Source organism: Stenotrophomonas sp. ESTM1D_MKCIP4_1, from assembly GCF_003086895.1.
In the GTDB taxonomy this organism is placed as follows: Bacteria; Pseudomonadota; Gammaproteobacteria; order Xanthomonadales; family Xanthomonadaceae; genus Stenotrophomonas.
In genome coordinates, this window is the sequence record NZ_CP026004.1 from 304,116 (window position 1) to 325,092 (window position 20,977).

A 20,977-nucleotide genomic window follows, 5' to 3' on the forward strand; every position below is an offset into this window, starting at 1 on the left:
TTGAACGAATCGCCGTGCTCGGCTAGGATCGCATCGATGTCTTCCGCTTCCTTCCACCGCCGCATTGCCCTGGCCACCTGCGTGGTCCTGGCGGCTGCCCCGCTTTCTGCGGCGATGGCGCAGCAGCCACCGCGCGGCGGCGGCGGCGAGCCGCGTGCAGCCATGCGGGCGGAAATGATGGATCGCGGCAGCCGTGGCGATGACCGTTCGCTGTCCGATGCCGTGCGTCGGGTGCAGCGCTCCACCGGCGGCCACATCCTCGGTGCCGAGCGCGTGCCGTTCGATGGCCGCGACATCAACCGGGTCAAATACATGGACGACCGGGGCCGGGTCCGCTACATGGACGACCCCGCCCCGGCACGTTCACAGCCGCGCACGCCGCGGTCGGATATGTCATCACTACGCGGCGATAACCCCTGAACAGGGATAGTTGCTGTAATACACCGTACCCACAGGCCTCCGGGCCACACCCAGGACACTAGGGAGAGTTCATGCGTATCCTTCTGGTCGAAGACGAAGCCCCGCTGCGTGAGACCCTGGCAGCCCGGCTCAAGCGCGAAGGTTTTGCCGTCGATGCCGCACAGGACGGCGAGGAAGGCCTCTATATGGGCCGCGAAGTGCCGTTCGACGTCGGCATCATCGACCTGGGCCTGCCCAAGATGTCGGGCATGGAGCTGATCAAGGCCCTGCGCGATGAAGGCAAGAAGTTCCCGGTGCTGATCCTGACCGCGCGTTCGAGCTGGCAGGACAAGGTCGAGGGCCTCAAGCAGGGCGCCGACGATTACCTGGTCAAGCCGTTCCATGTGGAAGAGCTGCTGGCCCGCGTCAACGCGCTGCTGCGCCGCGCCGCTGGCTGGAGCAAGCCGACCCTGGAATGCGGCCCGGTTGCACTGGATCTGGCAGCACAGACGGTCAGCGTCACCGGCAGCAATGTCGACCTGACCAGCTACGAGTACAAGGTGCTGGAATACCTGATGATGCATGCCGGTGAACTGGTCTCCAAGGCCGACCTCACCGAGCACATCTACCAGCAGGATTTCGACCGCGACTCGAACGTGCTGGAAGTGTTCATCGGCCGCCTGCGCAAGAAGCTGGACCCGGACGGCGAACTGAAGCCGATCGAGACCGTGCGTGGCCGCGGCTACCGTTTCGCGATCCCGCGCAACGAGGGCTGAGCCTTCCACAAGGCGATAAACGATGTCCGGCCGTCTGTGGTTCTTCCGACGCTGGCGGCCGCGCTCACTGCAGGCGCGCCAGCTGTTCGCCGCGTCCGTGGGTCTGGTTGCGTTCCTGGCGCTGGCCGGTTACGCGCTCGATGCTGCCTTCGCCGATACGGCGAAGGCCAACCTGCGTGAGCGCCTGAAGAACTACGCCACGGCCTACGCGGCCGGCATCGATTTCACCCGCGACCGCTCGCTGTACATCCGCGAGCAGCCGCCGGATCCGCGCTTCGACGTGCCCGGGAGCGGCCTGTACCTGCAGGTCGTGATGCCCGACGGCAAGGGCAACTCGATGTCCGCCGAAGGCCCGATGCTGCCCACCGTGGGCGGCGGCCTCCTGGCCCCGCGCCAGGAAGTATTCGAGGGCCCGCTGCCGATGATCCAGATCGACGGCAGCCAGGGCTCGGTGTACCGCTATGGCCTGGGCCTGGTGTGGGATGCCGACGCCGATCCGGCCACCGAATTCCCCTACACCATCTACGTGATGGAAGACTCGCGCGCGCTGGGTGCGCAGCTGCGCGTGTTCCGCAGCCGGGTCTGGTTCTACCTGGGTGGCATCGGCCTGATCCTGCTGCTGCTGCAGACGGTCATCCTGCAGTGGAGCCTGCGCCCGTTGCGCAGGGTCATCACCGAACTGACCAAGGTGCAGCGCGGTGAGACCGAACGCATGAGCGAGCGCCACCCGCGCGAGCTGGAACCGCTGACCGACAGCATCAACGCCTTCATCGAAAGCGAACGCGAGAACCTCGAACGCCAGCGCAACACCCTGGCCGACCTGGCGCACAGCCTGAAGACGCCCATCGCGGTGCTGCGCACGCAGATGGACAGCGGTGCCGGCGATGGCGCACTGCGCGAAGAACTGGACGTGCAGCTGCAGCGCATGAACAACCTGGTGTCCTACCAGTTGGCGCGCGCGGCGTCGTCGGGCCACAAGCTGTTCTCCGCACCGCTGCCGGTGGAATCCAACGCCGAGGAAATCGTACGTGGCCTGGAAAAGGTCTACGCCGCCAAGGGCGTGCTGTGCGAATTCGACATCGACCCGGCCGCGCGTTTCCACGGCGAACCGGGCGATCTGCAGGAACTGCTGGGCAACCTGCTGGAAAACGCCTTCAAGTGGGCCAAGCGCCGCGTGCTGCTGACCGCGCAGCCGCTGCCGGCGCCCAACGCACGCCGTGCCGGCCTGCTGCTGGCGGTGGATGACGATGGCCCGGGCATTGCCCCGGAAGACATCGGCAAGGTGCTGCAGCGTGGCGTGCGTGGCGATGAGCGCGTGCAGGGCCACGGCATCGGTCTGTCGATCGTGCAGGATCTCATCAAGGATTACCGCGGCGAACTGCTGGTAGCCCGTTCCAGCGAACTGGGCGGCGCCCGCTTTGAAGTGCGCCTGCCGCCGGGACCGTGATCCCCCGTTGATCGGTAGTGCCGGCCGCCGGCCGGCAATTTCATCTCGCTGCCGGCCAGCGGCCGGCACTACCGTTCTGCGAACGCCGGCGGCTCGCCATAGAACCGCCGCAGGTGCGCGGCCACGTCCGGCAGCGCCTGCGCCAGCAGATCCGGCGCGGAGAAGTGGTATTCGCTGGCCACCGCGAAGAACTCTTCCGGCGCCTCGGCCGCATACGGGTCGATCAGCGTTTCAACACCGGCATCCACCTGCGCGCAGAACGCATCGTAGGCCTGCTGGAAGGCGGCCGCCCACTCACGCTGCCATGCACGCGGCAACGGCGGGGTACCGTCCATCGCGCCATCCAGCGCATCCAGCTTGTGCACCATTTCATGCACGGCCACGCAGTAGCCCTCGTGCGGTGCGGCCAGATCCGCCTGCACGTCGGCCCAGGACAGGATCAACGGACCGCTGTCCCACGATTCGCCAATCAACTCGTCATCCCACTCGTGCAGCACGCCGGCCGCATCCACATGGCTGCGGTGCACGCGGAACGCATCGGGATAGACGATCAGCTGCGACCAGCCTTCCAGCCCGACCTCGCCGAATTCCAGCAAGGGCAGGCAGCACAGCGCGGCCAGCAGCACACCATCGGCGGGCTGCAGCTGCAGTTCGCCAATCGGGGTGATGGTCTTTTCATGCAGGAAGCGGGTGGCCAGCACACGCAGCCGCCCGCGGCGCTCGTCGCCAAGGCCCTGCAGCCAGGCGGCGCGGCCGCAGGCTTCGTTCCACACCGCATCTTCGATCGGCCGCGGCGCAGGCCGCAGCCACTGCAGCAGCGATTTGATCAGCGGAACATACCCGGCAGGTAGCTGTGCCACTTCGGCGCGCGGATGCGCTGCAGCACATCGTCATCGCTGCCACCGCCGCCGCTGCTGGTCGCACTGCTGGCGGCCGGACGTACCGGCGCCGGCTTGGCGGTGGTGGCCGAAGCGGTGCTGGTGGCGGCACGCTGCGAAGCGGCATCCGGGGTGGAATACACGCAGCCCCCACGGCTGTCATCCAACGACGCCGTCGCCGACGCCGCGAAGGGCATCGTCAGCAGGACCAGGCAATGGGCATAACGGCGCATTGACGACATCCACGTTAAGGGAGGGTGAGTTCCCGATTCTAGCCCGAACCCGGCCCCGGATTGGAAGCCCCGCCCGCGGGCACCCCGCAGGCGTCGCTGGCGGCTTTCCCGCATAATTCCTGTCTGACCCTGTGGAAGCTGCCGTGGACGATCGCCAACTGCTGGCCAAACTCGCTGCCGGTCGCCTGTCCGGCGACGCCCTGGCCCGTGAGCTGGGCCAGACCCGCGCCGCCATTTGGAAGCGTATTCAAGGGCTTAGGGCTGCCGGTGTGGATATCCAGGGCCGTGCTGGCGAGGGCTACGGCCTGAGCCACCCGCTGGAACTGCTGGACCCGGCCGCCATCCGCGCGCACCTGCCCGACGCTGCCGAGGGCCTGCTGCATGACCTGCAGGTGGCCTGGACCGTGGATTCGACCAATGCCGAATTGTTGCGGTGCAGCGCGCCGCAGCGCGGTGTCTGCGTCCTGCTGGCCGAGCGCCAGACCGGCGGCCGTGGCCGTCGCGGCCGCAGCTGGGCCTCGCCGCTGGCGGCCCATGTCTACCTGTCGGTGCTGCGCCTGTTCTCCGGCGGCCTGGGCCGCCTGGCGGGCCTCAGCCTGGTGGCCGGCATTGCCGTGGCCGAGGCCCTGCACGACTTGGGTTATACCCAGGCGCAGCTGAAATGGCCCAATGACGTGCTGGTGGACGGCCGCAAGCTGGTCGGCCTGCTGGCCGAGGGCGGCGGCGAATATGCCGGCCCGGCCCGCGCGGTCATCGGCATCGGCATCAATGTGCACATGCCGCCGGCCTTCGCCGAGCAGATCACCCAGCCGTGGGTGGACCTGGACACCCTGGCCGGTACCCACGTGGACCGCAACGTGGTGGTGGCCGCCGTGCTGGCGCGGCTGCTGCCGGCGCTGGAAGTGTTCGACCGCGAAGGTCTGGCCCCGTTCCTGCCTCGCTACGCGGCCTTCGACATGCTGGCCGGGCGCGAGGTGCGCGTGGAACTGGACGGCCAGTGGCAGCACGGCACGGCCCTGGGCCTGGCCGATGATGGCGCCCTGCGCGTGCGCATTGATGGCCATGAGCGCCTGCTGCATGCCGGCGAAGTGAGCGTGAGGAAGGCATGAGCGATTGGTTGTTCGACCTGGGCAATTCGCGCTTCAAGTTCGCGCCGTTGCAGGGTGACCGTGCCGGTGATGTGCAGGCCTGGGCGCATGGCGCTGAAGGCATGGCCGCGCAGCCACCGCACAGCCTGCCCAGCGGCGGCACCGCCTTTGTTGCCAGCGTGGCCGCACCATCGCTGACCACGGCCATGCTGCAGCAGCTGCAGGCCCGCTTCGGCGAGGTGCGCGTGGTGCGCACCAGTGCCGAATGCGCGGGCGTGCGCATTGCCTATGCCCGGCCGGAAAAGTTCGGGGTTGATCGTTTCCTGGCCCTGCTGGCCGCCGCCACCGCGCGCCGCCCGGTGCTGGTGGTAGGCGTGGGTACCGCGCTGACCATCGATCTGCTGGATGCCGACGGGCAGCACCACGGCGGCCGCATTTCCGCCTCGCCCACCACCATGCGCGAAGCGCTGCACGTGCGTGCGGTGCAGCTGCCGGCCAGTGGCGGCGATTACAGCGAATTCGCCAACGACACCGCCGATGCGCTGGCGTCCGGCTGTGACGGTGCCGCCGTGGCCCTGGTGGAGCGCAGTGCCCGCCACGCACAGGCGCTGCTGGGCGTGGCCCCGGCGCTGCTGGTGCACGGGGGCGGCGCACCCGCGCTGATGCCGCTGCTGGATGGGGCCGACTACCACCCGTCGCTGGTGCTGGACGGCCTCGCCCGCTGGGCGGTGCACCAGCCCGCAGGCTAGTATCGGCAGCATGCTGACCCGAGCCCTGATTGTCGTCCTGGCCATCCTCAACGTAGGCGTCGCCAGCTGGTGGCTGCTGCGCAGTGACCCCGCACCGGCCGTGCCACCGCCGCCGGCCACGGGCGTGGCCGAACTGCGCTGGCTGCCGGGCGGCACCGACGCCGCTGCCGTAGCGCAGACGGCGGCGGCCACCCCGACCGACGCACTGCAGGATCGTGAGGCTGCGCCCAGTGCCGCCGTGGCGGCCACCGAGGCGCCCACGCCTGCAGCAGCCCCCCCGGCCGAGGCCACCGCCCCGGCCGGCGCCGCAGCCGCAGTGGCCGCCACCACCCCGGCCGGGCCGGTGGCCGAGCCGCCTGCCGCAGAGAAGCCCGCTGCACCGCCGCGCTGCGTCGCCCTGGGGCCGTTTGCCGACCGTGCTACCGCCGTGGCCGCACAGGGCCGGGCCGCCAGCGTGCTGGCCCCGGCGCACCTGCGCGAACAGCCGGCTGCCAGCGGCAGCACCCGTTACCGCGTACTGCTGCCGGCCGCCGCCAGCCGCGAGGAGGCCCAGGCCACGGTGAAGCGCATCGTTGCTGCCGGCCTCAGCGATTACTACATCATCAGCCAGGGCGAAGAGAGCAACGCCATCGCCCTGGGCCAGTACCGCAACCGCGAGGGCGCCGAGCGCCGCATTGCCGCCGTGCAGGCGGCCGGCTTCACCCCGCGCCTGGTGGCCAGCGGCGATGCCGGCCAGTGGTGGCTGGAAGGGCAGCTGGCCGCTGGCAGCACACCGGCACAGGCGCAGCAGCGCAGCGGTGCCGCGCAGCAACGGTCGCTGGAATGCACGCGACTGCGCTAGAATCGCCCCACCGCGGCACTGCCGCCGGTGAAGCACCCATGCCGCTTTAGCTCAGTTGGTAGAGCAACTGTCTTGTAAACAGTAGGTCATCCGTTCGATTCGGATAAGCGGCACCAACACCTTCACGCCTCACGAGGCGTTGTTCAGCCTTCACTCGCACCGGTGAGCCACTTTTCGGCCAAGCGAGGAGCGACAGTGGTTGCCAAACCCTGCAGGTAGGTAAACCCATAGGGAATCCTGTCCATCTCGAGCGAGACCAGCACTTTCTCGGCCCTGCCGCGCGCAGCCTTGACCAGCGAGGCCGCCGGCTGCACGGCAAGTGATGTGCCTATGACAAGAACCTTTGCTGCAGTGGACACGTGCCATCGCGCCTCATCCATGTGCTGCGTTTCTTCGCCGAACCAGACAATGTCAGGCCTGAGCTGAGTGCCGTCCTCGCACAGCTGGCCAAGCGAAATCGCAGAGTCCTCGATACGGTAGCGCTTCGGGCTGTCCGACGTGCCACGCGCATAGGCAAGTTGGCCATGCAGATGAATCACGTTGCTGGAACCGGCGCGCTCGTGAAGCTCATCGACGTTCTGGGTGATTACGACCACCTCAAAGGCCGATTCCAGGGAAGCGATCGCCGAGTGTGCGGCATTTGGCAACGCGTTCCATGCCTTCAGGCGACGCTCGTTGTAGAAGGCCAGGACGGCTTCCGGACGAAGCCTCCAACCCTCGGGGCTGGCCACGTCCTGCCACGAGTAATTGTTCCAAAGACCGTGCGAATCGCGGAATGTAGGCAAGCCGCTTTCCGCGCTCAGACCGGACCCGGAGAGAACAACAACTTTGTCTGGCACAACGTCAGGTTTCATGGAGCACTCGCCATCTGGAGGCCGAGCATCTGTGCCCGGCCATACGACACATCCACAGCGCACTGCTTGGTGGGCTGACGCGTTGCTACCCCACCGCTATAGTGGCACTGCTGGCAACGGACTCCATAACGGCATGAGCAACACACGAACCGGTGCCTTGCGCGCACCTGCGTGTGTCAGCGGACAGGAATCTCCCGTTCCGGTCCGTCAACACGAAGAACAACAGGAAAGGGTCCGCCGCGATGCTTTGCATTCAGCGCCGGCCGATCTTAGAACGGCGCCCTGCCTCCGCGCCAGCGGCCAGAGCATTGCCGTCTGGAAACGGCGAGCGTTCCACGACCTTCAGCGGCAGACTCCAGCGCCCGATCCCTCTGGAGTTCACATGTCCAACCGCCATCAACGGTTCTTCCATCTGCACCATCAGAAAGAACTACTGGTCCTGCCCACCGTATGGGACGCAGCATCGGCGCGCATGGCGCAGGCGTGTGGTGCCGATGCAGTGGGCACCTCCAGTGCAGCGCTGGCGTGGTCATGTGGCCTTGCCGACGGCGGGGTGTTGCCAGTGCAGACCCTGCTGCACCGTGTGGCCGGGATCGTGCAGGCCACGATGCTGCCGGTGACCGTCGATATTGAAGCTGGCTACAGCGCCGACCCGCGTGCGGTAGCTGCGCTTGTGCAGGATCTGGCTGGGCTGGGCGTGGTCGGCATCAACATCGAGGATGGTGACGGCGAGCCGGATCTGCTGATTGCCAAGATCGCTGAAGTGCGGCACACCCTCGTGTCGCGACCGATGTTCATCAATGCACGCACAGACGTGTATCTGCGCGGCTTGGCCGAAGGTGAGGCGGCAATACGGATGAGCGCGGAACGCCTGCAGTCCTACGCCCGGGCCGGTGCGCACGGGGCGTTTGTGCCCGGCATGCAGGATCCACACGCCCTCAGCGCGCTTGCTGGGCAGATTCCGCTGCCGCTCAATGTGATGTGGCTGCCGGGCATGCCGTCCAACGCGGCGCTGCACACGGCCGGCGTACGCCGACTGAGTGCCGGGCCGGCGATCTTCCAGCATGCCTGGGCAAGCGCATCAGCAGCGACCCGTGCGCTGCTGGCCGGCACGCTTTCCGCCGCCGACCCGTCAGCGGACTACGCCACGCTCAATGCGCTGTTCACGGAGCAGCGGTAGCACCGTGCATGCGTAACGCCTGACGATGAGCCTTGGCAGGGTCATGGGGCCCGGTTTTTCCTTGCCGACCGCACCCGCAAGGACAACCTGCCGAGGACAACACGATGACGCATCCGCGAGTGCCGGTCGCGCTGCTGGGTCTGCTGCTGCCGATGATGGCCAGCAGTTCGATTTCCTGCAGGCCGGGTCCGCCGAAACGCCACTGCCGCCGGGGCAGTGCCTCACCTACGGTGAAGGTGGGACAACCGCGCCGGCCCTGCAGAGCGGCAAGCACTACCAGGTGGAAATGTGGGGGCGCACACCGGGTACGCCGGGCCACAAGGGCGAAGCGCAGTCGCGCTGGTTCACTCTTCGCTTCTGCAGGATGGATGTGGCTGGAAGGGCCGTGATCAGGACGGACAAGGCGGACTGCGCGCCCACCATGCAGCCGGGCGATTGACCTCCACCCACGCCTTACCCCGCCCGCGCCTGCAGCGCCACGTACTCGGCCAGCCCCCGGCAGGCGAGTATCAACCCTTCGCGCGCGCGATCGCCGATATCCTCTTTTTCCTCGCCATCCACGCGTACGCGTTCGGTGGCGTGGTACACCTCCAACAGGGCGACCAGGCCTGCGGCGGTGCGGTCGCGGCGCGCGGCTGCGGTGGCCTGCGCGGGCGTGTTGACCGGGCCGGACCAGGGCTGGCCGTCGGCGGCATCACCACAGGCGATGTTGTACAGGCAGTTGCGCAGGGTGATGGGTGACGCGGGTTCATTTGCCGCCGCAAACGCGGCTTCCAGCGGCTGCGCCAGTTCGGGCGGCAACTGCGTGGCGGCGTCGCCCAGCGTGGCAGTCAGGAACGGGTGGCGGGATCTGGACATGCGGGCATCCTCGGCAGGAACGGAGACGCCACCAGCAAAGGTGGCGGGCGATGCGTGGTTTCCAATCCGGTGCTTGATGAAACCGGCGGGCACGAGGCCCCCACGCACCGCCCGCCATACAGCCGCAAACGGATTGCCAGCCGACGCCGCCCATGGAGGGACGGCGTCGACTGACAAGCGTACTCACATCAAGCAGCGGGGTTGGAAGCCCCGGCCATCCTTTGTCGATGGCAATTCATCTTGAACACGCAGAGTCGTGACGCACCAATCAATTGTTTGGATGAATCCACGGGTCATCAGTGGAAAAATGAATGATCGCGATTGGCCCGTTTTGCTCGGCACAAAGGCAAAAACGACAATGCGCGCAAATGCGTTGCTCAACCCCTGACGAAGAACCGCGCACCGCACCGCCGAGCGCCAGCCCGCACATGCGTTGTTAAGTTGCCTTGCCTGCTGCGCCGCGTCTTGCACACAACCCGCCCCACGCCAAGCAACGAGCCCGCTGCAGCCCGCGTTTCGGATGCCCGAGGTCGCTGAAAAATCACACTATTCTCAAAATGGAGGACGCCGCCGCGCATGCCGGGCGCGTGTGCGACGCACTGCAGGCCCGCCGGCAAGGGCAGAAGCGTCACCCGCCGCCTCGTCGCGCGCGCGGCTGCACGCACGGGAGCCGCTGCTCAGCGGGGCCACGACCGGCAGGCTGATGGTCCTCACGCCCTCCCATGCGCCTCCCGACGCATACTGCGGCCATCCGCCCCTACGGGCCGCCTCGGGAACCGATCATGCGCCACCATGCTGTTTCCCTTACCGCTGCACTGTTGTGCGCTGCCTTCGCGGCCCCGGCCATGGCCGCCGTGCCTTTCTTCAATGCAAGCTGCCCCGGTGGCCTGGATGTCCACGCCGACGCGGGCGGTCCGGTGTACGTGCAGGGGCGCGAAGCATCGCTGAAACGCTTCAACGACCGTTACTTCGAGGCACGCGACGCGCAGAGCGGGGTGACCCTGTCGATCACCACCGTTGACGACGGCACGCCGCAGATCAGTTACACCGGCCGTGGCGGCGCCAACGGCATCTGCCAGATCAGCAGCAACGGTGGCCCGGCCGCACCGGAGCGGCATGACCGCCACCGCGGGGATGACCTGGATGGGGCAACGCTTCCCAGCGAGGTGACCTGCGAATCGACCGACCAGCGCCAGGTCTCGTGTGACATGGATACGCGCGGCACGGTGGAAGTGGCCCGGCAGATAAGCCGCACCCGCTGCGAACAGGGCCAGAACTGGGGCCTGTCGCGGCATTCGGTGTGGGTGAACGGTGGCTGCCGCGCGGTGTTCCGCAATACCTCGCGCGCGGCGTATACCGCGCCCAGCGGTGACAAGCTGGGTGCCTGCAACACGCGCAAGGGTGCGCAGGGCACGCTGGTCACCCAGGTGCCGGTGGGCAGCGATTATCAGGAACTCATTGTCGATTACCCCGATGGCCGCTTCCTGTGCATGCTGCGCAACACGGGTGAGGTGCAGAGCCTGACGCCGCTGCGCCACCGCTGAGCGTCTTTTCCTGCTGCACCGCCGCGAGTGGTGTCACATCCCGATGGCTAGACTGGGCTTCTTTTTCGTCTGCAGGAGGCACCCATGGCCCATCCCATTTCCGTCACCCTCATCGGCGTTCCCACCGATGTGGGCGCGGGCCATCGCGGGGCGCGCCTGGGCCCGGAAGCCCTGCGGGTGGCCGGCCTGCCGGAGGCGCTGGCGGCGCGCGGCGTGGACGTGCGTGACCTGGGCAACCTGGATGGCCCGCGCAACCCGTGGACCGCGCCGGTACAGGGTTACCGCCACCTGGACGAGGTGGTGGCCTGGAACCGCGCGCTGATGGAGGCCAGCTACGCCGAACTGCAGGCCGGGCGCATGCCCATCATGCTGGGTGGCGACCACTGCCTGGGCATCGGTTCGATCACCGCTGTGGCGCGCTGGTGCCGCGAACAGGGCAAGACCCTGCGCGTGCTGTGGCTGGATGCGCATTCGGATTTCAACACCAGCGATGTCACCCCGTCGGGCAACATCCACGGCATGCCGGTGGCCTGCCTGTGTGGCCTCGGCCCGGACGCGCTGACCCAGCTCGGGGGCAGTGCGCCGGCCATCACCCCGGCGCAGATGCACCAGATCGGCATCCGTTCGGTGGACCCGGACGAGAAGCGCCTCATCAAGACCCACAAGGTCGATGTGTACGACATGCGCTACATCGACGAGAACGGTATGAAGCGCACGGTGGAAGCCGCGCTGGCGGGCATCGACGAAAACACGCACGTGCATGTGAGCTTCGATGTGGACTTCCTCGACCCCAGCATTGCCCCCGGCGTGGGCACCACGGTGCCGGGCGGGGTGAACTACCGCGAGGCGCAGCTGGTGATGGAGATGATTGCCGACAGCGGCCGCATGGGCTCGTTGGACATCGTTGAACTGAACCCGCTGCTGGACAAGCAGAACGCCACCGCCGAGCTGGCCGTGGACCTGGTGGAAAGCCTGTTCGGCAAGTCCACGCTGATGCGCGACTGAGGCTGGCGCCCCGCGCCTGAATGGTTTTTACCCCTGTTCACACTCGCTGCACGCGGCAGACGCCAGATTGCACTTCACGCAAGGCCTTCCCCACGCGGGATGGCCCAGCGCGATGGAAAACCATGTAGTGGCGAACCCCAGGAGAAAACCCATGAAGCGTGTCGTTGCCCTGATGCTGTTGTCGATGTTCTCGGTGGCCATGCTGGCTGGCTGCAACACCGTTGCCGGTGCCGGCAAGGATGTGCAGAAGGCTGGTGAGAAGGTCGAGGATGCCGCCAAGGGCAACTGAGCCCGGGGTGGTACCGAACGAGAAAGGCCGGGCCGTGCGCCCGGCCTTTTTTGTGCGCAATCGCAGGCCTTCGCTAGTGAACCATTCAAGCAGGTGAGCACGCTTTTCATTGCGGGTTGACCGTTGTTCAACAGCCGATGCGCGACGCTGTAGCCACGGTAAGAACGCCGTTGCAACCAAGGGTTCCAGCAATGAACAAAGACATCATTTCCGGCAAGTGGTCGCAGCTCAAGGGCAAGGCACAGGCCAAGTGGGGCGATCTGACCAACGACGATTTCGATGTGGCTGAAGGCAACGCCGAATATCTGGCTGGCCGTCTTCAGGAACGCTACGGTTGGGCCAAGGACCGCGCGGAGAAGGAAGTGCACGAGTTCTCCGACAGCGTCCGCAAGGATTACCCGGACTTCAAGTAAGTCCTTTGCGCATCCCCACAGCGTATTCCCCGCCGCCCGACGCCCGTACCGTGATGGTGCGGGCGTCGGGCTTTTCACTTCAGCGCGAGGGGGGATCGGGCACGTAGCGGTTGGGAAAGGCCTGCGGTTCGCGCGGCAGGCGCGAGGGCGCATCGGGCACGATGCCGCGCGCGCGCAGGTTGCGTGCGCTGTCGTAGCGCAGTTCGGTCACAAAGGCCGGGTCCCGGCTGGCGCGGTCGAAGGTGGTATCACGTACTTGCGAGGTCTCGCGGTCGCCGTGGCCGGTGCCCAAGGCGGGCGCCTGCGATCGGGCGGCGTAGCCTTCGGCACGCGCACTGCTGTCGGCCGCCGCGGACGCTTCGGCCATCGGTGCGGGTGACTCTGCCCGGCGCAGAATGGGGCGCGGCTGCGGCCGCCACAGCGTGCGTTCGTTGAATACGGCGATGCCGATCACGCCCACGTTGTCCGGCCGCCCGGTGCGGCTGGCGTAGCTGCCGCTGGGGCTGCTGAACACGAACTGGGCCACCTCGTCCTGGCTCTTGCGCCAGCCGGTGATGTCCGCGCGCTGGCCGGGGTTGAGCACGTAGCCGGTCTGCGACGGGGTGGCATCTTCGCCGGAAATGGCATTGATGCCGTCCACCGACAGCACCACCAGCACCCGCCGCGGGCTGTCGTTGTATAGGCGCACGGCATAGCGATGGCCGCGTTCGCCGGCCACCCAGCGCTGGCCGTCGGCCGGGTAGCTGCGTAGTTCGGTGCCGCGGTCACGGTCCACCAGGGTCATGCGTACCGGGCCGTCCTGGGCGACCGGCGGTGGCAGCGGGGCTGGGCGGAAGCCGGCCAGGGGCAGGATCAGCAGCAGGGGCAGCAGGCGTTTCATCGGGCGTCTCCAGCGGGGTTGGGTGAACAAACGCGCCGCAGGCCCTGACGGGGTTGGTCGTGGGCACGGTAAACTGGCCCCGTTCATCGAAGGTTACCCCACGCAGTCATGACGACCCGAGTCCTTACCGGCATCACCCCCTCTGGCACGCCCCACCTGGGCAATTACGTTGGCGCCATCCGTCCGGCGATCGCTGCCAGCCGCGCCCCGGGCATCGAGAGTTTCTTCTTCCTGGCCGACCTGCACAGCCTGATCAAGGCGCAGGACCCGCAGCGCACCCAGCGCGCGACCCTGGAGATTGCCGCCAGCTGGCTGGCCTGTGGCCTGGATGCGGAACACGTGTGGTTCTACCGCCAGAGTGATATCCGCGAAACCACCGAGTTGATGTGGTTCCTGACCGCCATCGCCAGCAAGGGTATCCTCAACCGCGCCCATGCCTACAAGGCGGCGGTGGACAAGAACCGCGAAGAGGGCGTGGATGAGGACGCGGGCATCAGCGCCGGTCTGTTCATGTACCCGGTGCTGATGGCCGCTGACATCCTCATCTTCAAGGCCAACCAGGTGCCGGTGGGCCGCGACCAGATCCAGCACATCGAGATGGCACGCGATTTCGCCCAGCGCTTCAACCACGTGTACGGCAAGGAATACTTCCCGCTGCCGGACGTGGTGATCGACGAACAGGTGGCCACCCTGGCCGGCCTGGACGGCCGCAAGATGAGCAAGAGCTACCACAACACCATTCCGCTGTTCGCCCCGCGCGAAGAGCTGAAGAAGCTGGTGTTCTCGATCCTCACCGATTCGCGCGCACCGGGCGAACCGAAGGACACCGAAGGTTCGGCGCTGTTCCAGATGTACCAGGCGTTCGCCACGCCGGAACAGACGGCAGCATTTGCCAAGGCGTTCGCCGAGGGCATCAGCTGGGGCGATGCCAAGCAGCAGCTGTTCGAGCGCATCGATGGCGAGCTGTCGCCGCTGCGCGAACGCTACAACGCGCTGATGGCCGAGCCGGAAAAGATTGAAGCGCTGCTCAAGCGTCGCGGCCAGCAGCTGCGCGAAAAGCTGGCGGCACCCTTGCTGGAAGAACTGCGCCATGCGGTGGGCCTGCGTGACCTGTCCACGGCCGGTGACATCGCCAGCGAGGATGCCGGCGTGGCCCGCGTGGCACCGCCGCTGTTCAAGCAGTACCGCGAAAAGGATGGCCGCTTCTACTTCAAGCTGACGGCAGGCGACGGCACGCTGCTGATCCAGAGTGAAGGCTTTGATTCGCCGCGCGATGCAGGCCAGTTGATCGCGGTGATCAAGCAGGCCGAGCAGGGCGACCAGCTGCAGAGCGAACTGTTCAAGCTGGAAGCTGAAGTGGAGGTCGTGCTGGCCGCCTTGGCGATGCTGCGTACCGAGTGATCGGTAGTGCCGGCCGCTGGCCGGCTGCAGCACGGGACATGCCGGCCAGCGGCCGGCACTACCACGTCTCAGCGCCCATGGCATGATGCCCACGCGCCTCCGGCGCGATGACATGGAGTCTGCAATGGCCTGGTTGTCGCTGCTGCTGTTCCTGCCCTGGTTCCTGCTGCTGGGCAGCCTGTACTGGTTGTTTCCGCGCCAGCCGCGCACCACGCGGCGGCGCTGGTTCGACACCGCCACCCTCGCACTGGCCTTCGCGTTGAGCATCGTGTCGATGCTGTGGGGGCACCACATCGGCCTTGCACAGCCCGGCGCGGGCCCGATCTGGCCGCAGGTGCTGGCGGTGCTGTACGCCTATGGCGCATTCCTGGCGGTGCTGGTGCTGGCGTTGCTGCTGCGGCCGAAATACCTGGAACGGTAGAGTCGACCGTTGGTCGACTGCTCTTCTGCACGCTTCGCGCGGAGTCGACTGACAGTCGACTCTACCCCCGGCCACCCCGTGTCCTCCGACCAAAGCCGCATCGAACCGGGCCTGCACAGGCGCCTAACATGGGGGTCTGTTCCTGCCAGGTGCGTGCCGATGACCGCCGATCCCAGCATCCACACCATCGATACCGGTTTCCAGCGTCCCGATTTCGATGCTGCCTACCTCATCGTCGAGAACGGCCGTGCGGCGTTTGTCGACTGCGGTACCGGCCTGTCGGTGCCGGCCATGCTGCAGGCACTGGCCAACGCCGGGCTGGGCGTGGAGGCTGTGGATTGGCTGCTGCTGACCCACGTGCATCTGGACCATGCCGGTGGTGCCGGCCTGCTGATGCAGCAGCTGCCCAACGCCAAGGCCGTGCTGCACCCGCGCGGTGCGCCGCACATGATCGACCCGACCCGGCTGATTGCCGGTGCCACGGCCGTCTACGGCGCAGAGGAAATCGCCCGCAGCTACGGCCGCATTGAAGCCATTCCCGAGGCCCGCGTGGTCGTGGCCGAAGACGGCCACCGCATCGACCTGGCTGGCCGCGAACTGCTGCTGCTGCACACGCCCGGCCACGCGCAGCATCACTACTGCGTGTGGGACGCGCGCAGCCGCAGCTGGTTCACCGGCGATACGTTCGGCATTTCCTACCGCGAGCTGGACAGCGCGCAGGGCGCCTTCATCTTCCCCACCTCCTCGCCGGTACAGTTCGACCCGGACGCGATGAAGGCCTCGATCCAGCGCATGCTGGGCTACGGCCCGCAGGCGATGTACCTGACCCACTACGGTCGCGTGCAGCAGGTGGAAAAACTGGCCGATGATCTGTTCGAGCAGATCGACGCGATGGCGGCGATCGGCCGCCAGTGTGACGGGCGCCCGGACCGCCACCGCTGCCTGCTGGCCGCGCTGCAGGCGCTGTATCTGGAACGTGCGCAGCAACACGGTTGCGTGCTGGACCAGGCGGCGGTGACCGGGGTGCTGGCGATGGACATCGAGCTCAACGCGCAGGGCCTGGCCTGCTGGCTGGACCGCGCACGACGCTGACCGGGAGGCCTGCGCGGCAGTGTCACGACCACGTTACACTCTGGTGACTCCTCTTCCTGCCGTGGTATTGCCGTGAACCCGATGCGCGTGTTGCTGCTGTCGTCCTGCCTCTTCGTCGGGGGCCTGGCCCATGCGGCCAACGACCTGCCCGGTGGCGGCATCGATCCGCAGGCATTGTCGCGCCACGTGCGTGTGCTGGCGTCGGACGAGTTTGAAGGCCGCGCGCCGGCCAGCGAAGGCGAAGAGCGCACCGTGCAGTATCTGATCGAGCAGTTCCGCAGCTACGGCCTGCAGCCCGGTGGCCCGGACGGCAGCTGGGTGCAGGCGGTGCCGCTGGTGCGCGCGCAGCTGGACGGCCCGGCCAAGGCCAGCCTGCAGCTGAAGCACGGCAAGCGTGCGCTGGCCAATGGCGTGGACGTGACCCTGCAGAGCCTGCAGCCGCGCAAGCGCGTGCAGATCAGCAACGCGCCGCTGGTGTTCGTGGGCTACGGCATCGATGCACCGGAACGCCACTGGAACGATTACAAGGACGTGGACCTGCACGGCAAGATCGCCGTCATGCTCATCAATGACGCTGACTTCGAGGCCGATGCGCCGGGCGCGTTCGATGGCAAGGCGGTGACCTACTACGGCCGCTGGACCTACAAATTCGAAGAAGCCGCACGCCGCGGCGCCGAAGGCGTGCTGATCGTGCACGAGACGGCGCCGGCCGCCTACGGCTGGGCGACGGTGAAAAGCTCGGGCACCTCGCCGCTGTTCGATATCGAACGTGACCAGGCCGAGGCGATGGCCCAGCACACGCCGCTGCGTGGCTGGATGCAGCGCGAACTGGCCGAGGCGATCTTTGCCGACGCGGGCCTGGATTTCGACGCCGAGAAGCGCAAGGCCATGCAGGCCGACTTCCGTCCGGTTGCGCTGGACAACGCGAAGCTGAGCGTGGATTTCGCACTGAAGCGCGAACAGGTGGTGACCCGCAACGTGGTGGCCAAGCTGCCCGGTGGCGAGCACGGCGATGAGGCGGTGATCTTCTCCGCGCACTGGGATGCTTTCGGTATCGGCCAGCCCGATGCCAAGGGTGACCGCATCCGCCACGGCGCCATCGACAATGCCACCGGTGTGGCCACCGTGCTGGAACTGGGCCGGGTCTTCGCCGCCGGCCCGCAGCCGCAGCGCAGCCTGTATTTCGTGGCACTCACCGCCGAGGAAAAGGGTCTGCTGGGGGCCAGCTACTACGCGGCACACCCGCTGGCGCCGCTGGAAAAGACCGCCGCCGTGCTGAACATCGAAATGTTCAGCCCGGATGGTGCGACCCGTGACATCGCCTCGTGGGGCAAGGGCCGGGTATCGCTGGAAGGCGACCTGGAACGCGTAGCCAAGGCGCGTGGCCGCAGCTACAGCCCGGACCCGAACCTGGAAGCGGGCTTCTTCTACCGCGCTGACCACTTCGCCTTCGCACGCCTGGGCGTGCCCGCGATCACCATCGGCCCGGGCCTGGACAAGCTGGACGGCGGCGTCGACGCTGGCCGCGCGCTCCGCGAGAAGTACTTTGCCGAGTGCTACCACCAGGCATGTGATGCCTGGACCCCGAGCTGGGACCCGGCGGGCCATGCTGCCGACACCCTGCTGGTCTACGACCTGGGCGCCGAGCTGGCCAACAGCCGCCGCTGGCCGCAGTGGGACAAGGATTCGGAGTTCCACGGCGCGCGTGAGAAGAGCGACGCCGCCCGCCGTTGAGGCAATGCCGGCCGCTGGCCGGCAACGCGGCATGATGTCGCGCGGATGACGACGGGGGTAGAGTCGACCGTTGGTCGACTATGCGCGAAGCGCCGGTTTCATGCCCCTTGAGGGGAGAGCAGTCGACCAACGGTCGACTCTACCCAGCCGCAATCATCGGCGCCTGCGCCGGCGCAGCAGCGTCCACGCGCTCCCAGCGCGGGCAGCGGAGGTAGTGCCGGCCGCTGGCCGGCAACGCGGCATGACGACGCGCGGATGACGACGGGGGTAGAGTCGACCGTTGGTCGACTATGCGCGAAGCGCCGGTTTCATGCCCCTTGAGGGGAGAGCAGTCGACCAACGGTCGACTCTACCCAGCCGCCATCATCGGCGCCTGCGCCGGCGCAGCAGCGTCCACGCGCTCCCGGCGCGGGCAGCGGAGGTAGTGCCGGCCGCTGGCCGGCAACGCGGCATGATGTCGCGCGGATGACGACGGGGGTAGAGTCGACCGTTGGTCGACTATGCGCGAAGCGCCGGTTTCATGCCCCTTGAGGGGAGAGCAGTCGACCAACGGTCGACTCTACCCAGCCGCCATCATCGGCGCCTGCGCCGGCGCAGCAGCGTCCACGCGCTCCCAGCGCGGGCAGCGGAGGTAGTGCCGGCCGCTGGCCGGCAACGCGGCATGACGACGCGCGGATGACGACGGGGGTAGAGTCGACCGTTGGTCGACTATGCGCGAAGCGCCGGTTTCATGCCCCTTGAGGGGAGAGCAGTCGACCAACGGTCGACTCTACCCAGCCGCCATCATCGGCGCCTGCGCCGGCGCAGCAGCGTCCACGCGCTCCCGGCGCGGGCAGCGGAGGTAGTGCCGGCCGCTGGCCGGCAACGCGGCATGATGTCGCGCGGATGACGACGGGGGTAGAGTCGACCGTTGGTCGACTATGCGCGAAGCGCCGGTTTCATGCCCCTTGAGGGGAGAGCAGTCGACCAACGGTCGGCTCTACCCAGCCGGCATCACCTACGCCGAGACCGGCGCAGCAGCGTCCACGCGCCCCAGGCGCTGGCAGCGAACGCGGCCAGATAGAACACCACCATCGTGCGCAGGCCAACAGGCGATCCGGGATGGATGCCGCGATGCAGGCGCAGTCGCATCGAGCTGTGGCCGCTGCCCAGATCCAACGCCAGCTGCAGCGCCAGCGCGGCACAGAACACCAGCAGCGCCACCCCGAAACCAAGACGCGGCCACGAGGCCTGCGCGTCAGGGCGGCGCAGCAGCCAGGCCAGCGCCGTGGCGGTGGCCAGCACCACCGCGATCCACATCAGCGGCGACGCGGGAGAGGCAGCAGCCACCGGCATTGCACCGGTGGCTGCCATCAACACAGCCCCCTTACTTGCGGGTGCCGTCGAGCCAGTTCGGGCCCTTGTTGGTGAGGAAGAACACATAGACCACCAACGATACCGCGATCGTGGCGGTGACGTAGATGGCGAACCAGTCGACGTGGCCGGTCTTCAGCGCGCCCTGGTACAGCAGCGGGGCGGTACCGCCGAACAGCGAGTTGGCCAGCGCGTAGCCCAGGCCCACGCCCAGTGCACGGATGTGGGTGGGGAACAGTTCGGCCTTCACCACCGCGTTGATGGAGGTGTAGCCGGTAAGGATGACAAAGCCCAGCGCCAGGGTGAGGAAGGCGAGGGTGGCATCATGCTGGTGCGGCAGCTGGGTGATGAGGTACCAGCTGTACAGCACGCCGCCCACGCCGAAGAACACCAGCAGGCTCTTGCGGCCGATGATGTCCGACAGCCAGCCGCCGACCGGCTGCAGCACCATCAGGAAGGTCAGCACGCCGAGGTTGACCAGGGTGGCCGTCATCGGATCTTCCGCGGCGAAGGCGCTCTGGATCATCTTCGGGCCGTTCACCGAGTAGGTGTAGAAGGCAATCGTGCCGCCGGCGGTGATCAGGAAGCACAGCAGCAGCGGGCGCCACTGGTGCACGAACAGTTCGTACATCGAGCCGGACTTCTTGGCCTTGCCCTCGCGCACGGCTTCGATGGACGATTCTTCCATCGTCTCATCCATGCCGCGGCGCAGCCAGAACACCACCACGGCCGCAATGCCACCGATGCCGAAGGCGATGCGCCAGCCGAATTCGGAGATTTCCGGCTTGCCCCAGACGTTCAGCATCAGGAACAGCGTGAGCTGTGCCAGCACGTGGCCACCCACCAGGGTGACGTAGTGGAAAGAGGACAGGAAGCCGCGGCGGCCGGGAATGGCGGCCTCGGACATGTAGGTGGCGCTTGCGCCGTATTCACCACCGGTGGCGAAGCCCTGCAGCAGGCGCGCGAACAGCAGGATGATCGCCGCCCAGATGCCGATGCTGGCCGCGGTGGGCGTGATGGCGATGAGGAAGGAGCAGACGGCCATCAGGGTGACCGACACGGTGAGCGCCAGGCGACGGCCGTGGCGGTCGGCGAAGCGGCCGAAGAACCAGGCACCGATCGGGCGCATCAGGAACGTGGCGGCGAAGATCGCCCACACGTACATGGTGGAGTTCTTGTCTTCGGGCGAGAAGAACTGCGACTCGAAATACACGGCAAAGACCGAGTACACGTAGACGTCATACCACTCCACCAGGTTGCCGGCGGAACCTTTGAGGGTATTGGAGATCGAGCGGCGCAATGCGGCGCCGTCGTTGCTGGGAACAGCAGGTTGGGACGTGGTGCTCATCTGGGTGAGGATCCTCGATGCGGTGCTTCCATGCGGGAAAGATCGGTGCCAGGGGCGCGCGTGGGGCGCTGCCAGCCAGCCTCCTAGGTACTGCATCCCACGTCAACGCCGGGTGCCGGAGGGGCGGGCAGGGCATGGGGACCGCACAGGGTGACAGCGTGAGGGGGGAGGGACCATAGCTAGATCGTCGTACG

Annotated in this window: 22 protein-coding genes and 1 tRNA gene; 16 read left to right on the forward strand and 7 right to left on the reverse strand. The window is 67.3% G+C overall.

Features of this window, described 5'->3' with window-relative positions:
* Nucleotides 1-36: 36 nt before the first annotated feature.
* The 3 genes from C1924_RS01320 (at nt 37) to C1924_RS01330 (ending at nt 2,622) form a co-directional block, all read left to right on the forward strand.
* Nucleotides 37-420 (forward strand): hypothetical protein, encoded by a 384-nt coding sequence (locus C1924_RS01320; protein ID WP_108763734.1) that lies wholly within the window; start codon nt 37-39, stop codon nt 418-420.
* 71 nt (nt 421-491) lie between these two features.
* Complete coding sequence (locus C1924_RS01325; protein ID WP_079224892.1) at nt 492-1,175, forward strand: response regulator transcription factor; 684 nt, start codon at nt 492-494, stop codon at nt 1,173-1,175.
* A gap of 22 nt (nt 1,176-1,197) precedes the next feature.
* Nucleotides 1,198-2,622, forward strand: a complete 1,425-nt coding sequence (locus tag C1924_RS01330) for a sensor histidine kinase (protein WP_108763735.1) — start codon at nt 1,198-1,200, stop codon at nt 2,620-2,622.
* A 68-nt stretch (nt 2,623-2,690) separates the two neighbouring features.
* Here the strand turns inward: C1924_RS01330 and C1924_RS01335 are convergent, their stop codons facing one another.
* Nucleotides 2,691-3,482: a M90 family metallopeptidase gene (locus C1924_RS01335; RefSeq protein WP_174208925.1), complete on the reverse strand. Its 792-nt coding sequence runs from the start codon at nt 3,480-3,482 to the stop codon at nt 2,691-2,693.
* Complete coding sequence (locus C1924_RS01340; protein ID WP_108763736.1) at nt 3,449-3,733, reverse strand: hypothetical protein; 285 nt, start codon at nt 3,731-3,733, stop codon at nt 3,449-3,451. Before C1924_RS01340 ends, C1924_RS01335 begins: the two co-directional genes overlap by 34 nt.
* 143 nt (nt 3,734-3,876) lie before the next feature.
* Here C1924_RS01340 and birA point away from each other — a divergent pair, with 143 nt between their 5' ends.
* The 4 genes from birA (at nt 3,877) to C1924_RS01360 (ending at nt 6,527) form a co-directional block, all read left to right on the forward strand.
* Complete coding sequence (birA, locus tag C1924_RS01345) at nt 3,877-4,842, forward strand: bifunctional biotin--[acetyl-CoA-carboxylase] ligase/biotin operon repressor BirA (RefSeq protein WP_108766931.1); 966 nt, start codon at nt 3,877-3,879, stop codon at nt 4,840-4,842.
* The gene (locus C1924_RS01350) at nt 4,839-5,570 is read left to right on the forward strand and encodes a type III pantothenate kinase (protein ID WP_108763737.1); all 732 of its coding nucleotides are present in this window, start codon (nt 4,839-4,841) and stop codon (nt 5,568-5,570) included. The genes birA and C1924_RS01350 overlap by 4 nt, the downstream gene beginning before the upstream one ends.
* A 10-nt stretch (nt 5,571-5,580) precedes the next feature.
* Nucleotides 5,581-6,411, forward strand: coding sequence for an SPOR domain-containing protein (locus C1924_RS01355; RefSeq protein WP_108763738.1), 831 nt, complete (start codon nt 5,581-5,583; stop codon nt 6,409-6,411).
* Nucleotides 6,412-6,451: 40 nt separating this feature from the next.
* Nucleotides 6,452-6,527, forward strand: a tRNA-Thr gene (locus C1924_RS01360).
* A gap of 27 nt (nt 6,528-6,554) precedes the next feature.
* On the opposite strand, the gene C1924_RS01365 is transcribed toward C1924_RS01360, so the two are convergent.
* Nucleotides 6,555-7,265, reverse strand: a complete 711-nt coding sequence (locus C1924_RS01365) for a Sir2 family NAD-dependent protein deacetylase (protein WP_108763739.1) — start codon at nt 7,263-7,265, stop codon at nt 6,555-6,557.
* Nucleotides 7,266-7,398: 133 nt separating this feature from the next.
* On the opposite strand from C1924_RS01365, the gene C1924_RS01370 reads away from it, so the two are divergent.
* The gene (locus tag C1924_RS01370; protein ID WP_254051194.1) at nt 7,399-8,445 is read left to right on the forward strand and encodes an isocitrate lyase/phosphoenolpyruvate mutase family protein; all 1,047 of its coding nucleotides are present in this window, start codon (nt 7,399-7,401) and stop codon (nt 8,443-8,445) included.
* Between the two features lie 453 nt (nt 8,446-8,898).
* Here C1924_RS01370 and C1924_RS01380 read toward each other — a convergent pair whose 3' ends face one another.
* Complete coding sequence (locus C1924_RS01380; RefSeq protein WP_108763742.1) at nt 8,899-9,303, reverse strand: hypothetical protein; 405 nt, start codon at nt 9,301-9,303, stop codon at nt 8,899-8,901.
* 782 nt (nt 9,304-10,085) lie between these two features.
* Here C1924_RS01380 and C1924_RS01385 point away from each other — a divergent pair.
* From C1924_RS01385 to C1924_RS01400, 4 genes are all read left to right on the forward strand, one after another.
* Complete coding sequence (locus C1924_RS01385) at nt 10,086-10,847, forward strand: DUF3011 domain-containing protein (RefSeq protein ID WP_108763743.1); 762 nt, start codon at nt 10,086-10,088, stop codon at nt 10,845-10,847.
* 84 nt (nt 10,848-10,931) lie between these two features.
* On the forward strand, nt 10,932-11,852 hold the full coding sequence (rocF, locus tag C1924_RS01390; RefSeq protein WP_108763744.1) for an arginase: 921 nt from the start codon (nt 10,932-10,934) through the stop codon (nt 11,850-11,852).
* A gap of 151 nt (nt 11,853-12,003) precedes the next feature.
* Nucleotides 12,004-12,141 carry an entericidin A/B family lipoprotein gene (locus C1924_RS01395; RefSeq protein WP_053520147.1) on the forward strand — a complete coding sequence of 46 codons (138 nt, stop codon included), beginning with the start codon at nt 12,004-12,006 and terminating at the stop codon, nt 12,139-12,141.
* Between the two features lie 191 nt (nt 12,142-12,332).
* Nucleotides 12,333-12,554, forward strand: a complete 222-nt coding sequence (locus tag C1924_RS01400; RefSeq protein ID WP_079224919.1) for a CsbD family protein — start codon at nt 12,333-12,335, stop codon at nt 12,552-12,554.
* A 79-nt stretch (nt 12,555-12,633) separates the two neighbouring features.
* Here the strand turns inward: C1924_RS01400 and C1924_RS01405 are convergent, their stop codons facing one another.
* Nucleotides 12,634-13,434 carry a hypothetical protein gene (locus tag C1924_RS01405; protein ID WP_108763745.1) on the reverse strand — a complete coding sequence of 267 codons (801 nt, stop codon included), beginning with the start codon at nt 13,432-13,434 and terminating at the stop codon, nt 12,634-12,636.
* 108 nt (nt 13,435-13,542) lie between these two features.
* Here C1924_RS01405 and C1924_RS01410 point away from each other — a divergent pair, with 108 nt between their 5' ends.
* The 4 genes from C1924_RS01410 to C1924_RS01425 all read left to right on the forward strand — a co-directional run bounded on the left by C1924_RS01410 (nt 13,543) and on the right by C1924_RS01425 (nt 18,082).
* Nucleotides 13,543-14,835: a tryptophan--tRNA ligase gene (locus C1924_RS01410; RefSeq protein WP_108763746.1), complete on the forward strand. Its 1,293-nt coding sequence runs from the start codon at nt 13,543-13,545 to the stop codon at nt 14,833-14,835.
* A 124-nt stretch (nt 14,836-14,959) separates the two neighbouring features.
* Nucleotides 14,960-15,256: a hypothetical protein gene (locus tag C1924_RS01415; protein ID WP_108763747.1), complete on the forward strand. Its 297-nt coding sequence runs from the start codon at nt 14,960-14,962 to the stop codon at nt 15,254-15,256.
* Nucleotides 15,257-15,415: 159 nt separating this feature from the next.
* Entirely contained in the window at nt 15,416-16,348 is a 933-nt protein-coding gene (locus C1924_RS01420; protein ID WP_108763748.1) for an MBL fold metallo-hydrolase, read from the forward strand.
* 81 nt (nt 16,349-16,429) lie between these two features.
* Entirely contained in the window at nt 16,430-18,082 is a 1,653-nt protein-coding gene (locus tag C1924_RS01425; protein ID WP_108763749.1) for a M28 family metallopeptidase, read from the forward strand.
* A 993-nt stretch (nt 18,083-19,075) separates the two neighbouring features.
* Here the strand turns inward: C1924_RS01425 and C1924_RS01430 are convergent.
* On the reverse strand, nt 19,076-19,381 hold the full coding sequence (locus C1924_RS01430; RefSeq protein ID WP_108766932.1) for a hypothetical protein: 306 nt from the start codon (nt 19,379-19,381) through the stop codon (nt 19,076-19,078).
* Nucleotides 19,382-19,448: 67 nt separating this feature from the next.
* On the reverse strand, nt 19,449-20,783 hold the full coding sequence (locus C1924_RS01435; protein WP_108763750.1) for an MFS transporter: 1,335 nt from the start codon (nt 20,781-20,783) through the stop codon (nt 19,449-19,451).
* Between the last annotated feature and the right edge of the window lie 194 nt (nt 20,784-20,977).

Bases quoted from the DNA above. Each gene is read 5' to 3' on its own strand.
- C1924_RS01320 (WP_108763734.1), top strand. From the start codon at position 37: ATGTCTTCCGCTTCCTTCCACCGCCGCATTGCCCTGGCCACCTGCGTG.
- C1924_RS01325 (WP_079224892.1), top strand. From the start codon at position 492: ATGCGTATCCTTCTGGTCGAAGACGAAGCCCCGCTGCGTGAGACCCTG.
- C1924_RS01330 (WP_108763735.1), top strand. From the start codon at position 1,198: ATGTCCGGCCGTCTGTGGTTCTTCCGACGCTGGCGGCCGCGCTCACTG.
- C1924_RS01340 (WP_108763736.1), bottom strand. From the start codon at position 3,733: ATGCGCCGTTATGCCCATTGCCTGGTCCTGCTGACGATGCCCTTCGCG.
- C1924_RS01350 (WP_108763737.1), top strand. From the start codon at position 4,839: ATGAGCGATTGGTTGTTCGACCTGGGCAATTCGCGCTTCAAGTTCGCG.
- C1924_RS01355 (WP_108763738.1), top strand. From the start codon at position 5,581: ATGCTGACCCGAGCCCTGATTGTCGTCCTGGCCATCCTCAACGTAGGC.
- C1924_RS01365 (WP_108763739.1), bottom strand. From the start codon at position 7,265: ATGAAACCTGACGTTGTGCCAGACAAAGTTGTTGTTCTCTCCGGGTCC.
- C1924_RS01370 (WP_254051194.1), top strand. From the start codon at position 7,399: ATGAGCAACACACGAACCGGTGCCTTGCGCGCACCTGCGTGTGTCAGC.
- C1924_RS01380 (WP_108763742.1), bottom strand. From the start codon at position 9,303: ATGTCCAGATCCCGCCACCCGTTCCTGACTGCCACGCTGGGCGACGCC.
- C1924_RS01385 (WP_108763743.1), top strand. From the start codon at position 10,086: ATGCGCCACCATGCTGTTTCCCTTACCGCTGCACTGTTGTGCGCTGCC.
- rocF (WP_108763744.1), top strand. From the start codon at position 10,932: ATGGCCCATCCCATTTCCGTCACCCTCATCGGCGTTCCCACCGATGTG.
- C1924_RS01395 (WP_053520147.1), top strand. From the start codon at position 12,004: ATGAAGCGTGTCGTTGCCCTGATGCTGTTGTCGATGTTCTCGGTGGCC.
- C1924_RS01400 (WP_079224919.1), top strand. From the start codon at position 12,333: ATGAACAAAGACATCATTTCCGGCAAGTGGTCGCAGCTCAAGGGCAAG.
- C1924_RS01405 (WP_108763745.1), bottom strand. From the start codon at position 13,434: ATGAAACGCCTGCTGCCCCTGCTGCTGATCCTGCCCCTGGCCGGCTTC.
- C1924_RS01410 (WP_108763746.1), top strand. From the start codon at position 13,543: ATGACGACCCGAGTCCTTACCGGCATCACCCCCTCTGGCACGCCCCAC.
- C1924_RS01415 (WP_108763747.1), top strand. From the start codon at position 14,960: ATGGCCTGGTTGTCGCTGCTGCTGTTCCTGCCCTGGTTCCTGCTGCTG.
- C1924_RS01420 (WP_108763748.1), top strand. From the start codon at position 15,416: ATGACCGCCGATCCCAGCATCCACACCATCGATACCGGTTTCCAGCGT.
- C1924_RS01425 (WP_108763749.1), top strand. From the start codon at position 16,430: ATGCGCGTGTTGCTGCTGTCGTCCTGCCTCTTCGTCGGGGGCCTGGCC.
- C1924_RS01430 (WP_108766932.1), bottom strand. From the start codon at position 19,381: ATGTGGATCGCGGTGGTGCTGGCCACCGCCACGGCGCTGGCCTGGCTG.
- C1924_RS01435 (WP_108763750.1), bottom strand. From the start codon at position 20,783: ATGAGCACCACGTCCCAACCTGCTGTTCCCAGCAACGACGGCGCCGCA.